3 protein-coding genes are annotated in these 14,629 nt (G+C 68.5%); all 3 read right to left on the reverse strand.

Going from position 1 to position 14,629, the window contains the following annotated elements; translation table 11 throughout:
• Positions 1 to 14 precede the first annotated feature (14 nt).
• From BDI24065_RS21375 to BDI24065_RS21385, 3 genes are read right to left on the reverse strand one after another with little or no spacing between them, the layout of a single operon-like run.
• Positions 15 to 9,107: a non-ribosomal peptide synthetase gene (locus tag BDI24065_RS21375; protein ID WP_175032951.1), complete on the reverse strand. Its 9,093-nt coding sequence runs from the start codon at positions 9,105 to 9,107 to the stop codon at positions 15 to 17.
• Positions 9,104 to 13,018, reverse strand: coding sequence for a non-ribosomal peptide synthetase (locus tag BDI24065_RS21380; RefSeq protein ID WP_175032952.1), 3,915 nt, complete (start codon positions 13,016 to 13,018; stop codon positions 9,104 to 9,106). The genes BDI24065_RS21375 and BDI24065_RS21380 overlap by 4 nt, the downstream gene beginning before the upstream one ends.
• Positions 13,006 to 14,622: an MBL fold metallo-hydrolase gene (locus tag BDI24065_RS21385; protein ID WP_175032953.1), complete on the reverse strand. Its 1,617-nt coding sequence runs from the start codon at positions 14,620 to 14,622 to the stop codon at positions 13,006 to 13,008. Before BDI24065_RS21385 ends, BDI24065_RS21380 begins: the two co-directional genes overlap by 13 nt.
• Positions 14,623 to 14,629: the final 7 nt, after the last annotated feature.

The raw sequence follows: 14,629 nt of genomic DNA on the forward strand, positions 1-14,629 counted from the left end.
CCGGCCGGCCCGCATCAGGTCTTCTCCTCGAGCGCGTCGTCGGCCGTGACCTCGGGCGCGCGCTTCAGGCGCAGGCCGACCCGGACCCGTGGGCCGGCGGCAGGCGCATCGCCGGAGAGCGGGATGCGATCGACCGGCGTGGCCGGATCGCGGCGGAAGACGTCGTGGATCGCGAGCAGTCGATCGCGCATCGCGGCGATGGTCGACGGGCGGAACAGGTGGGTGTTGTAGATGAACTGGATCAGGTGCCTGCCTTCGCTTTCCACGACCTGGAAGGACAGGTCGAACTTGGCCGTCGTGTCGGTCTGCGAAAGGTCCGTGATGCGAAGGCCGGGCTGCGGCGCCGGCATCGAAACGTGGTTCGCCTGGATGTCGAAGATCGGAAAATGGCCCGCCGGGGTGCGAATCTTCAGGTCTTCCAGCAACTCGTCGAACGGATAGGACGCATGCTCCAGCGCTTGCGTGGAGGCTTTCGCCACACCGTCGATCACCTCCGCGACGGTCGCGGATTTCCGCACCGGGACGCGCAGCACGACGGTGTTGAGGTACACGCCGATCTGCGCTTCGAGCTGCTCGCTGTCGCGCCCGGCCGACACGCTGCCGATGACGATGTCCTCACGCCCCGTATAGCGGTGCATCAGCACGCAGAACGACGCCAGGAGCACCGCATGGAGCGACGTATGGTGAGCGCGGGCCAGCGTCGCGAGTCCCGCCGCCTGCGGCTCCGGCAGTTCGACTTCGAGCGTCTGCCCGGCGTGGCCAAGCCGCTCGGGACGCGGGAAGTCCGATGCCAGTTGCAGGCGGGGCAGCGGCGCCGCCAGTTGCTCGAGCCAGTACGCGCGATGCGCGGCGGCGCGCGGACCGGCGAGGCTCGCGTTGTGCCACGCGGCGTAGTCGCGATACTGGATCGACAGCGGCGGCAGGTCGCGTCCCGCATACAGCGCATGCAGGTCGTCGGTCAGCACGCGGATCGACCACGCATCCGATATCACGTGGTGCATGTTCAGCAGCAGCAGATGCTTCGCCGGCGAGAGCCGCACCAGCTTGACGCGAAAGAGCGGCCCCGACGCGAGATCGAACGGCTGCTCGCTTTCCGCGCGAATCAGCGCATCGATCGCTTGCGGCCCGGCATCGTCGGCGAGATCCCGCTGCTCGACCCGGAAACCGGATGCTTCGCGGCTGAGGATGCGTTGCCGCAAGTCGCCTTCGATCATCGCGAACACGGTGCGCAGGCTCTCGTGGCGATCGACCAGCGTGTCGAACGCACGGACGAGACGCGCCGTGTCGACGGCGCCGTCCAGCTGCAGCGCGCCTGCCATGTTGTACGTGGACGGATCCGCGCTGCGGCTGGCGAGCCAGATCCGCTTCTGTGCGCGAGACACCGCGTAGGACGGCTGCACGGCCAGCGCCGGGATGATCGCGTCGTCGTCGGCGGCGGCGCCGCCGGCGGGCATGGCAGCCAGCTTCCGCGCGAGCGCGCGCGGCGTCGGCGCATGGAAGATGTCGGCGACCGCGACCTCCAGTTTCAGTTCGCGCCGGATCCGGCTGACCATCTGGATCGCCTTGAGGCTTTGGCCGCCCTGCTCGAAGAAATCGTCGTCGACGCCGTGCGGCCGGCGGCCGAGCACCTCGGCGAAGATGCGCAGCAGCGCCGCTTCGACCGGCGTCCGCGGTTCGGCCGGCACGCCGTCGGGCACGGACGCGGCATCCGGGAGCGGCAGCGCGGCGCGGTTGATCTTGCCGTTCGGCATGACCGGTAGCGCCGGCAGCAGCATCACGGTGTCGGGCACCATATGCGCCGGCAGCGTGTCGCGCAGTGCGTCGCGCACGCGTTGGGGCGTCCAGCCGGTTCCCGACGCGTAGCCGCACAGGGTCATGTCCGAATCCGGCGCTTCGCGGGCGACCACGACGGCGTTGGAGATGCCCGCGAGACCGGTCAGCGCGGCTTCGATTTCCCCGAGCTCGATGCGATAGCCACGGATCTTGACCTGGAAGTCGCGGCGGCCGAAGAAGTGCAGATTGCCGTCCGCCCCGAAGCAGCCGATATCGCCGGTGCGATACAGGCGCGCGCCCGGTTCCGGACTGAACGGATCGTCGCGGAACACCGCCCGGGTGCGTGTTTCGTCGAACAGGTAGCCGCGCCCGACGCCGACGCCGCCGATGCAGATCTCGCCCTTGACGCCGGGCGGGCACGGCTGCATGTCGGCGTCCACGACATAGAGGCGCAGGTTCTCGATCGGTCGGCCGATCGGAATCGCCGGCAGATCCGGCGCGCGCGCCATGCTGTAGTGCGCGACGGAGTCCGACGCTTCGGTCGGCCCATACGCGTTGATGAGCCGGACCGCCGGATTCAGGCGGAACCAGGCTTGCGCGGTGGCGGGCTGCAGCGTTTCGCCGATCGTCAGCAGCGTGTCGAGGTGCGGGAAGGCCGGTGCCGCATGCCGTTCCAGTTCGCCGAGAAAGGTCGCCAGATAGGACGGCACGAATTGCATCGCCGTGATGCGGTCGAGGTGCAGGCTGTCGATCAGGCGCGCGGGCTCGAGGATCACGGCATCGGGATAGATCACCGTCGTGCCGCCCGACGCCAGCGCGGCGAAGCACTGCCAGACCGAAATATCGGAGCAGTGCGAAGCAGTCTGGGCGACCGCGCTCTGCGCGCCGAGCCCGACCCTGCGCGCCATCGCAAGCACGTGATTGAGCATGCCGCGATGTTCGACCATCGCGCCCTTCGGTTGGCCGGTCGAACCCGACGTGAAGATCACGTAGGCGAGATCCGCGGGCCGGCAGCGCGTCGTCGGCGCTTCGGCATCCTGATGGGCGGGCAGGCGGGCGGGATCGACCAGCGGGATCGACGCCAGCGCCGGCGGCGGCTGGCAGTCCGTGCCGACGATGACGGCCGGCCGGGCCAGCGTCAGGAGGGTCTCGACCCGCTGGGCCGGATAGGCCGGATCGACCGGAACATACGCCGCGCCGCACTTCCAGATGGCCAGGATCGTTTCCAGCATCAGCGGCGAGCGCGGCATCCAGACGGCGATCCGGTCGTCCGGCTGGAGCGGCGCCGTCTGCAGAAGATGCGCGGCGATCCGGTTGGCGCCTTCGACGAGGTCGCGATAGGTGCGCACCTCCGTGCCGCAGCGCACCGCGATGCGCTCCGGATGCGCGGCGGCGACGGCCTCGATCAGTTCGGGCAGCGTCCGGTCGGACGGAACCGGCGCGAACGGTTCGTTCCAGCCGACCAGGAGGGCGTCCCGCTCGGCGGCAGCGAGAAGCGGAACGCTGCGGTTCGGGCGATCTTCCGCGCCGGCCAGGCCGGTGAGCAGGGTCTCGACATGGCGCAGCAGGCGGACGATCGTGTCGCGATCGAACCGGCCGTTGTCGTACAGCACCTGCAGCGACAGGCGCTTGCCCGGCGTCACGACCAGCGTCAGCGGGTAATTGTTCGGATCGGACACCTGGAATGCGCCGATCCGCAGGCCGGGCAGTGCATCGGCCAGCGCTTCCTCGACCGGATAGTTCTGGAAGATGAGCAGGCTTTCGAAGAGCGGCACGCCGGGCGGCAGGCCGGCGAATTTCTGGATGTCGGCCAGCGGATAGTGCGCATATTCCTCCTGCTGCGCGAGATCCATCTGCAATTGCGCCAGCCACGCGGACGTCGGGCGCGCGTCGATGCGGACCCGCACCGGCAGCGTGTTGATGAACAGCCCGACCATCTCGTCCGACGCCGGCAGCGACGCCGGACGACCGGAAACGATCGTGCCGAACACGACGTCCGATTCGCCGCTATAGCGGCTCAGCAACTGCGCCCACGCGCCTTGCGCGAGCGTGTTCAGGGTGAGGCGGCTGGCTTGCGCGAAGGTGACGAGCCGTTGCGTGTCGCTTTCGGAGAGCAGCAGCGGCTCTTCCACGTAGGCGCCCGGCGCGGCCGTGCCGTCGAGTTCGGGGCGGCCCAGCACGAGCGGCGTCGTCGCCGGGAAATCCGCCAGCTTCGTCTTCCAGAAACGTTCCGCAGCGGCGGCGTCCTGGCGTGCCAGCCAGCGCACGTAATCGGCGAAGGCGGGCGGCGCGTCCCGCTCCGGAGCGCCTTCGGCCGGCAGCGCCTGATAGGCGGCGGCCACTTCGCTCAGGAGCCGGGCGGAGCTCCACCCGTCGAGCAGGATGTGGTGATGGCTCCAGTGGAAGCGCCATGCGTGCTCGCCCAAGCGGAACAGCGCGAGCTGCATCAGCGGCGCGCGGGTAAAGTCGAAGCCGCGCGCCCGGTCTTGCGCCACGTAGGCTTTCCAGCGCTGTTCGGCCTCCATGGCGGACGCCGCGCGCAGATCCTCGTCGTGCCACGGCAAGTCGATCCGGCGATGCACGACCTGCACGGGGCTTTCGATGTCTTCCCAGTGAAACGAGGTGCGCAGGATGTCATGCCGGTGCGCCACGGTATCCCACGCGCGGCGGAACCGTTCGATGTCGAGCGCGCCGTCGATACTGAAATTCAGGCTGCTGAAGTACGCGTCCGACGCGGGTTCGTACAGGCTGTGGAACAGCATGCCCTGCTGGGTCGGCGTCAGCGCGTAGACGTCGGCGATCTCGTCCGCCATCACCGAGGCCGGCGCCTGCGGCAAGCCGGTCGCGGGCACGGTCGATGCGGACTGGACGGCATGGCCGGCGACCAGGGTTTCGAGCGCCGCGATGTAGGCTTGCGCGATGCGCTGGATGGTGTCCGTGTCGTGGCACGCCCGGCTGAACTCCCACGCAACGTGCAGGCGGTTGCCGGTCACGTAGGCGTTGATGTCGAGCAGGTGCTCGCGCAGCTGGTTCGCATTGCGGCCGTCTCCGCTTGGCTCCGCGGCCTGTTTCCAGTCGCGTGCGGCGGTGAACAGCTGGTCGGTCTGGCCCAGGTAGTTGAACTGCAGTCGCGGCTGCGGAGCCGGGCCATCGAGCCGGTCTTGCAGCAGGCCGTAGCTGATGCCCGCGCTCGGCACGGCGCGCAGTCGCGCCTTGACCGACGCAACCAGGCGAGCCGGATCGTGCGAACCGGCATCGACCGTCAGCACGACCGGGAAAACCGACGTAAACCAGCCCACCGTGCGCGAGATGTCGAGGTCGTCGTTTAGTTCCTCGCGCCCGTGCGCTTCGAGATCCAGCAGGACGTCGGCGCATCCGCTCCAGTCGCCGACGGCACGCGCAAGCGCGGCCAGCAGCACGTCGTTGATCTGCGCGTCGTAGGCGCGGGGCGCGGCGCCCAGCAAGGCCGTCGTGGCGGCTTCGCCCAGCTCGACCACGATCGTTTCGGCGGACGACACGGTATTGGCGTCGGCGGACGCATCGCGATCGAGCGGCAGGCCGGGCAGGGCGGAACCCGCGAGGGCCTGCCAATGGGCGAGGTCGGCGTCGGCGGCGCCGGAGCCGGCCCAGTTCGAGATCGCCCGGGTCCAGGCGGTCCAGGTCGCGCTGCCGCCTGCGAATTCGGGCGCCTTGCCGTTGCGCAGGCGGGTATAGGCGTCGTACACGGTTTCGAGCAGCGTACCCCACGACACGCCGTCGACGACCAGATGATGGGCGACCAGCAGCAGGCGGAGCGAACGGCCTTCGTCGATGCGGAACAGGTCCGCGCGCACGACGGGGCCGTCCGCGAGATCCAGGCTCGCATGCGATTGCGCGACGTACTGCGCGAGCTGGTCGCGCGCAATGTCGGACACGACGACGGGGACCTCCGGATCGTCGACGACTTCCTGGCGCCAGCCGGACGCGTCCGCGCGAAAGCGCAGCCGCAGCGCGTCATGCCATTTGGCCGCGTGCCGCAGCGCCTGGCGCAGCAAGACCGGATCGACATCCGCCGGCACGTCGAGCAGGACCGCCTGGTTGTACTGGTCCGGGTCGTCCTTGCGCTGCGCGAAGAAACGCTTCTGGATGGGCGTCAGCGGCAGCGGGCCGGACGACGCGACGAACTCCGCCGCGCCGACCGTGCCGCGCGTCGCCACAGCGGCGAGTTCGGCCACCGTCGGATGCTGGAAGATCAGCCGGGTGGTGATCTTCAGACCCGCCTTCGCGGCCAGCGACACGATGCGCATGCTGAGAATCGAATCGCCGCCCAGCGCGAAGAGGTTGTCGTGGATGCCGGGCGACGGGATGCCCAGCGCTTCGCCCCAGATGCGGCACAGCAGCGTCTCGGTGGGCGTGCGTGGCGGCGTCGGCGCGTGTGCCGTGGCGGAGAGTCGCGAGCGGTCCAGCGGCGGCAGCGCCTTGCGGTCGATCTTGCCGTTGCCGCTCAGCGGCAGCGCGTCGAGCACCACGTAGATGCCGGGCACCATGTACTCCGGCAGCGTGGCGGACAACGCGGCCGCAATCCGGGCGTCGCTCAGCGACGCGCCGTCGCGGAACGCGACATACGCGCACAGCGCGGCGCGGCCGGCCTCGTCGCGATAGTCGAGCGCGGCCGCCTGGCGGATTTCCGGAATGGCGGCCAGCGCGTTGTCGATCTCCCCGAGCTCGATGCGATAGCCGCGGATCTTCAGTTGGTGGTCCTTGCGGCCGTGGAGCACGATCGTTCCATCGGGCAGATAGCAGCCGATGTCGCTGGTGCGGTACAGGCGGACACCGCGCTCCGGATGGAACGGATCCTCGACGAAAGCCTCCCGCGTGGCGGCTTCGTTGTTCAGATAGCCGCGGCCGACGGCGACGCCGGACACGCAAAGCTCGCCGGGAATCCCGATCGGGCACAGGTTCATCTGCGGGTCGACGACGTAGAGGCGCACGTTGCGGATCGGCTTGCCGACCGGTACGTAAGGCGTGGCCGGCGCGCACGTCATGCGGTGCTGCGCGATGTCGTCGGACGCTTCGGCCGGGCCGTACGCGTTCACCAGCGCGATGTCCGGGAACACGTCGAACCACCGTTTCACCAGGGCGGGGCTGACCATCTCGCCGGTGACGAGCAGGTGCCGCAAGTGCCGCATCAGCGCCGGCTGTTCCGACGCACGGTCGAGCACCGCGGACAGATAGGACGGCACCAGTTCGAGGATGCCGATCCGGGTGGTTTCCAGATACGCGACGAAACTCGCGGGATCGCGAATGCATTCGTCGTCGACGATCACGGTCTTGCCGCCGACGAGCGGCGCCGTGAAAAATTGCCAGACCGAAATATCGAAGCAATGCGGCGCGGTTTGCGCGATCACCGACGACGCCGAGATCGAAAACTCGTCGATCTCGGCGAGCATGTGATTCAGCATGCCGGCGTGCTCGACCATCGCCCCTTTGGGCTTGCCGGTGGAGCCGGACGTGTAGATCACGTAGGCGAGGCTGTCGGGCGACACGGGGCGGCCGGGATTGGTGTCGTCGACGACATCGGTGACGGCGTCGAGCGACACGACCGGCGCGATCCCGGCCAGCTCCGGGGGCAGGAGGCCGTCGCAGGTCAGCACGAGGGCGGCGCCGGAATCCTCGAGAATGGTGCGGATGCGGGCCACCGGATAGTCGGGGTCGATCGGAATATAGGCGGCGCCGCACTTCCAGACGGCCAGGATCGCCTCCATCAGATGCGCCGACCGGTGCATGCAGATCGCGACCAGCGCGTCCGGCCCCAGCTCGGCGGCGGCCAGCAGGCGGTGCGCAATGCGGTTGGCGCGCGCGTTCAGTTCGCCCGCGCTCAGCACGCTATCGCGGTACTCGACCGCGGGCCGCTCCGGGTGGTCCGCGGCGGCCTGCTCCAGGCGATGCACCACGGTGAGCGCGGCGTCGAACGGCACGGCGGTGTCGTTGAAGGTCTCCAGCAACTGCCGGCGTTCGGCCTCGGGCAAGATCGGCACGCGGCCGAGCAGCCGGTTCGGATCGGCCGCGAACGCGTCGAGCGTCGCGGCGACGTGGCCCAGCATCCGCTGCATGGTGTCTTCGTCGAAGCGCCGCGGGTCGAACGACAGTTCCATCTTCCAGTCGTCGCGCGCCGTCACCACGAATTCGAGCGGAATGTCGGCGCGGTTGTAGAGTGCCACCTCGTCGACCGCCAGCCCGTGCGCGCCATGCGTCAGCGACGCGTCGAGCGGGTAATTCATGAACGTGATGTTGCTCTCGAACAGCGGCGTCGTCGGCGGCACTTCGCTGCAGCGCTGAATGTCGGGCAACGGGGTGTGCTCGAACGGCGCACGGGCGGCCACGCGCGCCTGGATCATCTTCAGCCACGGCACCAGCGGCTGCCTCGGGTCGACCCGCACCCGCACCGGCACCGTATTGATGAACAGGCCGAGCATGGTTTCGATCCCCGGCAGATGGGCGCCCCGCCCGGACACGACGGCGCCGAACACCACGTCGGTCTCCCCGCTGTAACGCGACAGCACGAGCGCCCAGGCTGCTTGCGCGAGGGTATTGAGGGTGACGTGATGGCGCGCCGCGAATTGCCGCAGGCGTGCGCTCAGGTCGGCCGACAGGTCGGCCTGCACTTGCGCGAGGCCCTGGCCGAAGCGCTCGCCCGCGTCCGCTCGCGCGGCCGTGGGCAGCGGAGTCGGCGTGCGGAACCCTTCGAGATAGCGCGTCCAGTATTGCTGCGCGGCTTGCGGCTCGTGCTGCTGCAGCCACTGGATATAGTCGCGATAGGGGCGCACGGGCGGCAGCGCCGGCGGCACGCCGCGCGTGAGCGCGCCATACACCTGGAAGATCTCCTCGATGACGAGCGACAGGCACCAGCCATCGGCCAGGATGTGGTGGTGGCTCCAGCTGAACAGGTAGGCGTCGGCGGCGACGCGCACCAGGCGACAGCGCACGAGCGGCGCGCGATCGAGCGCGAAGCCCTCGGCCAGGTCGTTCTCGAGATGCGCGCGCCACCGCGTGCGCTGTTCGTGTTCCTGCAGGTCGAGCCAGTCGTCCTGCACCCACGGCAGCGTGGCGTGCGCGTGCACGACCTGCATGGGCTTGTCGAATTCCTCCCAATGGAACGACGTGCGCATCACCGGATGCCGATCGACGAGCTGCTGCCATGCGGCATGAAACAGCGCGGGATCGAGGCTGCCGGTGATCCGGCAACTGAGCTGGTTGAAGCTGCTTCTCGAGCCGGGCTCGTGCACGGCATGAAAGAGCATCCCCTCCTGCATCGGGGAGAGCTCGTAGATATCGGCAATGGTGGGGGATGTCACGATTTGATCCTTGAAACAAGGGCGTCCAGCGCTTCCTGGCTGATGCGTGCGGCCGGAAAGTCCGACGGGCTCAGCGCGCGCGGGCCGTCGCCGCTGGCCGCGACGATCGACAGCAGACGGCTGCGGTAGCTTTGCGTCAGCTGCTCGATGACGCCGGGTGCGCAGGCCTCGCGGTTGTAGTGCCAGGTCAGGCGCAGACGGCCGTCGAATACCATCCCGTCGATCTCGAACAGATGGCCGCGGCGCGCGCGCGGGCTGTGCTCGGGACTCTGGAAGTCGAGCACCGGCTTCCAGCCCGTGTCGTCGGCCAGCACGCGATCGACCTGGCCGAGATAGTTGAAGCGCACCGGCGCCGGCGGCTGCCGTTCCAGCGCGGCCGCGATACCGGCATCGTTGCCGAGGTAGCGGGCAATGCCGTAGCCGAGCCCGCGCATCGGGACCGAGCGCAGTTGCTCCTTGACGTGGCGCAGCGCGTCGACCGCGATGGTGGCGTCGCCGGCGTTCAGGAACACCGGATAGTGGGCGGTGAACCAGCCGATCGTGCGCGACGTATCGACGCCGTCGAAGAGGTCCTCGCGGCCGTGGCCTTCGAGATCGACGACCAGCGACGCGTTGCCGGTCCAGTCGCCGAACGCGAGCAGCAGGGCCGTCAGCAGGACTTCGTTGATCTGGGTGTTGAACGCGCGCGGCACGTCCTGCAACAGCGCGAGCGTCTGCTGCGCGTCGAACTCGACGACCGTCGAGCCGGCTTCGGCGAGGGTGCCGGCCGGCATGTCGTCGAAGCACGCCGGTTCGCCGGCGTTCCCCTGGAGCCAGTAGTCCAGCCCGTCGAGCCGGGTCGCGCCGAGTTCGGACAGACGTGTCGACCAGTCGCGCCAGGCCGTCGTCCTGGCCGGGAGCTGCACCGCTTCGCCCGCTTCGAGCTGGCGACACGCGGTGTACAGGTCTTCGAACAGGATGCGCCACGAGACGCCGTCGATCACCAGGTGATGCGCCACCACGAGCAGGCGCTGCGACGCGTCGGGACCGAACTGGAACAGGTGCGCGCGCAGCAGCGGCGGCGCCGATAGCGTGAAGCTCTCCTGCATGCCGGTGGCGGTCGCGAGCATCGCGGCGTGCCGTGCGGCGGGCGCCGCGTCCGCCAGCGACGTGACGCCGAGCGGAATGGCGAGCGGCGGCGCCGCATGCGACTGCTGCCACGCGCCGGCGACGCACGCGAAACTCAACCGCAGCGCGTCGTGATGCGTCGCGACGGCCGCCAGCGCGCGCTCGATCGTGTCCGGCCGCAGCGACGCGGGCACCTCGATCATCGTCGACTGGTTGTAGTGGTGCGGATCGGCGACGTCTTGCGCGAAGAACCAGTGCTGGATCGGCGTCAGCGGGGCGGGGCCGACCACCGGCTCCTGCGCGATCCGGAGCGACGGCGCCTCCATTGCGACCTGGGCGAGCTCGGCGATGGTCGGATGCGCGAAGAACTGGTCGGCGCTGAACTTGAGCCCGACTTGCTGGGCCAGCGACATCACCTGGATGATCAGGATCGAGTCGCCGCCCAGTTCGAAGAAATTGTCGTGCACGCCGATCGGCTCGCGGCCCAGCACCTCGGACCAGATCTTGCCCAGGCGCGCCTCGACGTCGTTGGCGGGTGCGACGTACACGGTTTCGCTCGGCACGGGCGCCAGTTCCAGCGCGGCGAGCGCCTTGCGGTCGGGCTTGCCGTTCGGCGTCAGCGGCAGGCGTTCGAGCGTCACGATCGACGCCGGCACCATGAACTCGGGCAGACGTTCCTTCAGGTGTTCCCGCAGGCTGGCGACGCTGGCCGCCGCCGTCGCGACGCAGGCCACCAGCTGCTTGTGCTGCGGCGCGTCCTCGCGCACGAACACGATCGCGTCGGCGACGTCGGCGTGCTGCCTGAGCGCCGCCTCGATCTCGCCCATTTCGATCCGATAGCCGCGAATCTTCACCTGCGTGTCGCGCCGCCCGGTGACTTCCAGGTTGCCGTCCGGCAGCCAGACGCCGAGGTCGCCGGTGCGATAGAGACGCTCGCCCGCCTCGAACGGGTGGTCGACGAACGCGGCGGCCGTCAGGTCGTCCCGGCCGGCATAGCCGCGCGCCAGTGCGATGCCGGACACGCAGATTTCGCCCGTGCAGCCCTCGGGGGCCAGCGCCCCGTGCTCGTCGAGCAGGTACAGGTGCGTATTGCGGATCGGGCGGCCCACCGGCAGACGGGCCCCGTAGGTGATTGCCGGGTCGACCACGTAGTCCGCGATGCACACGGTTGCCTCGGTCGGGCCGTACGAGTTGTGGCACGTGCGGGTCCGGGCCAGCTCGCGCAGATCCGCCACGCGGGCGTTGTCGCCCGCGCTGATGACCCGTTTCACGGCGCCGAGCGCGTGCCAGTCGAGCGCGGCGAGATAGGCCGGCGTCGCGTTGATGGTGGTGACACCCTGCTGCGCGAGATAGTCGACGAAACGCGGGACGTCCCGGATCACGGCGGTCTTCGCGAGCACCAGGCGCGCGCCCGCGAGCAGCGTGACGAAAATCTCCATGATCGAGCCGTCGAAGCCCGGGGAGTAGAACTGGACGAACCGGTCGGCGGCATCGAAACCGAATGCGTCCACATGGTATTGCGCCATGTTCAGGAGCCCTGCGTGTTCGAGCACGACGCCCTTGGGCACGCCCGTCGAGCCGGACGTGTAGATGATGTACGCCGCATCGTCCGGCCGGACCTCGACGTGCGCCGACGCCGACGCGGGTTCCAGCGTGTCGAGCTGGAAGTCGAGGGCGAACATCGGGATCGCCCAGAAATCGGCGAGCAACGGCAGGTGTTCCGAGTGCGTCAGCAGCGCCTTGACCTTCGCATCCTCGATCATGAAGCGCAGCCGTTCCCGCGGAAACTCCGGGTCGAGCGGCAGATACACGGCGCCCGCCTTGAGCGCGCCGAGCATGCCGACGATCCAGCTCTCGGAACGGTCGGCCACGACGCCCACCACGTCGCCGCGTTCGATCGCGTATTCCGCGAGCAGGAAGCTCGCCAGCCGGGACGCCTGGTCATCGAGCTCGGCATAGGTCAGCGATGCGTCGGCGGTCACCACCGCGACGCTGTCCGGCGCGGCCGCGACCCGTTGCGCGAACTGTTCCAGGAAGGTTCCCTGTACCGCGACGGGCGCCGCATGCGAACGAAGGCGCGCGCGCTCTTCGTCGTCGAGCAGCGAGACGGTGTCGAGCGGCGCGTCAAGTGCGCCGAAGCCGGCCATGACGTTGCGCAGGTGCCGCGCGACATGCTGGAGATAATGCAGCGTGAACACCGTCGGCCGGCCCGTCAGCACGATCTCGTAGCGCTCCCGATGCCGGATCTCGATCGACAGGTCGTAGTCCGCCGACGCCCAGGCTTCGTGAAGGCCGTCGAAGCGCACGCCGACATTGGTCGCAAGCCGTTCGCCATGCAGCTTGTGCGCGAGGGCGGCGATCGGAAAATCCTGGTACGAATAGCTGCGCTGCACCCTGTCGCGCAGCTGGTTCAGGTACGCGCGAACCGTGGGGCCGGGCTCGCTGGCGTCGAGCAACGGGACGGGATCGGCGGGACCGCTCGCGGGTTCGACGCTCAGGCGCGGCGACTCCACGAACAGGCCGGCCGCGCCGTCGTAGCGCCCCAGTACGCGGAACAGCGCGGCGAGCAGCACGACGAACGCGCCCAGTTCGTTGCCGGCGGCGAGCTTCTCCAGCACCGGCGCCGCGTCGCCGTCGAGCGCGAACGTCAGTGTCGGCGCGGGGCCGAGCGGCAGCGCGTACGCCTGCCACGACTGCTGAAGGCGGAAGTCTTCGTCGATGCGGCCGAGCGCGTCGTTCCAGAACGCCACGTGTTCCTGGTATTGCCCGCTGGTCGAGAGCGCGTTGAGATTCAGTTCTGACAAAGCACGATCTCCCTCTTCGCGTACAGGATTTCGGACGCGATGCCCTTGGCCTTGCAGTGCGCGACGAACTGGGTGGACTGGATGTGGCTGGGCGAGTTTTCGTCGAAGGTGTTGTCGAGAAGGTGGTTCAGCCACGGCTCCTGACCCATCGCATAGACATACGCCGCGTTGAACGGGAAATCGTCCACCAACGCGGCGGCCTCGCCGAACTGGCAGCCTCGCGCCCGGCGCGACTGATCGATGTCGCGCGGCAGCGACTTGGGAAACAGCGTTCCGTAGGCCCATGACGGCGGCGCGCCCTCGGTTTCCATCCCGACGAACAGCGTGTCCGGCTTGCCGACGAGGCGGAAGACATGCTCATAGAGGCGCGGGTCCAGGTTGCACGAATCGGCGATGCACAGCACCGACCGCGAGCCGAAGCGGATCATGAAGCTCTGCTTGCTGTGGATCGCCAGGTCGTTGTGTTCGCCCAGGAACGGAATGGCGGTGATGGCGCCGTTGGGCACCTTGATTTCCTGGGCATCCCGAACTTCCAGCACGTCGTCGAAGCCGAGCTTGCGCAACGCCAGTTCCATCGACGGATCTTGCGGAAAGCCGTCGAGATTCCTGCCGACCACCACGGTCTTGACCTTGTGGCGAAGCTGCAGCAGCGTTTCGAGGACGATGTGATCGTGATGACTGTGCGTGATCAGCACGTAGTCGATCTGGTCCGGCAGGTCGGCGAACGTATAGCGCGGCAGCGCGGTGTCGTAGCCGTAGCTGATCACCGGATCGATCAGGATGCTCACGCCCCGGCTCTGGACCAGCACGCACGCGTGGCCGTAGTAGCGGATGCGGATGTCGTCGCCGTCGAACGAACGATCCGGTTTCGGCGCCGGCGCCTCCTCGACGAAGAACGAGCGGAACAGCGGCTCGTCCTTCTCCTCCACGCGCATCAGGTCGACGATTTTCGCGTAGCTGCCGGGCGTGTCGCGCATGCGGAACAGCACGTCGAGCGCGCGGTCGTCGAAGGCCATGTTGCTGAACACCGTGCGCTCGTCGCTGAGCCGGGGCGTGCTGAGGATGAACGGCCGGCGCGTGTTCTCCTCGATCGCCGACAGCGCGATGCTCTGCGCATCGCGCGCATAGAACGGGCTCGCGTACAGCAAGCTTTCGAACACCCGGAAGGACGGGTTGTGGTTCAGGTCATAGTAGATCTCGACATAGCCCTTCAACACCTCCGGAATTTCGGGGTAGAGCGGGTCCGACGCCATCCCCCTGGCCTGTTCCAGCAGCAGCGTGGAGAACGCCTTGTAAGCCTTCGCCAGTTCCAGTTGCCGGGTCGCGCGCCGGGTGGTCTGCTCGATCAACGCGCGGATTTCGTCGACGCGCTGGCCGCCCAGGTCGAGAAACGGGCCGCCGCGCATCGCGGGATCCTTGCAGGCCGCCGCATGCATCATCGGCGATGCGGCATAGGACTTCAGCAGCGGCAGGAACCGCTCCGCCACGTTGAGGGCGGCGGTCAACGGCGGCAGCGTGTGATACCACGCGAACCAGCTGTTGATCAGCGGTTCGAACTGGATGTTTTGTCGCAGGTAGACCTGCGTGCTGGACGAAATAGTCAACGAAGGC

It is taken from the genome of Burkholderia lata (genome assembly GCF_902499025.1).
Lineage (GTDB): Bacteria > Pseudomonadota > Gammaproteobacteria > Burkholderiales > Burkholderiaceae > Burkholderia > Burkholderia lata_C.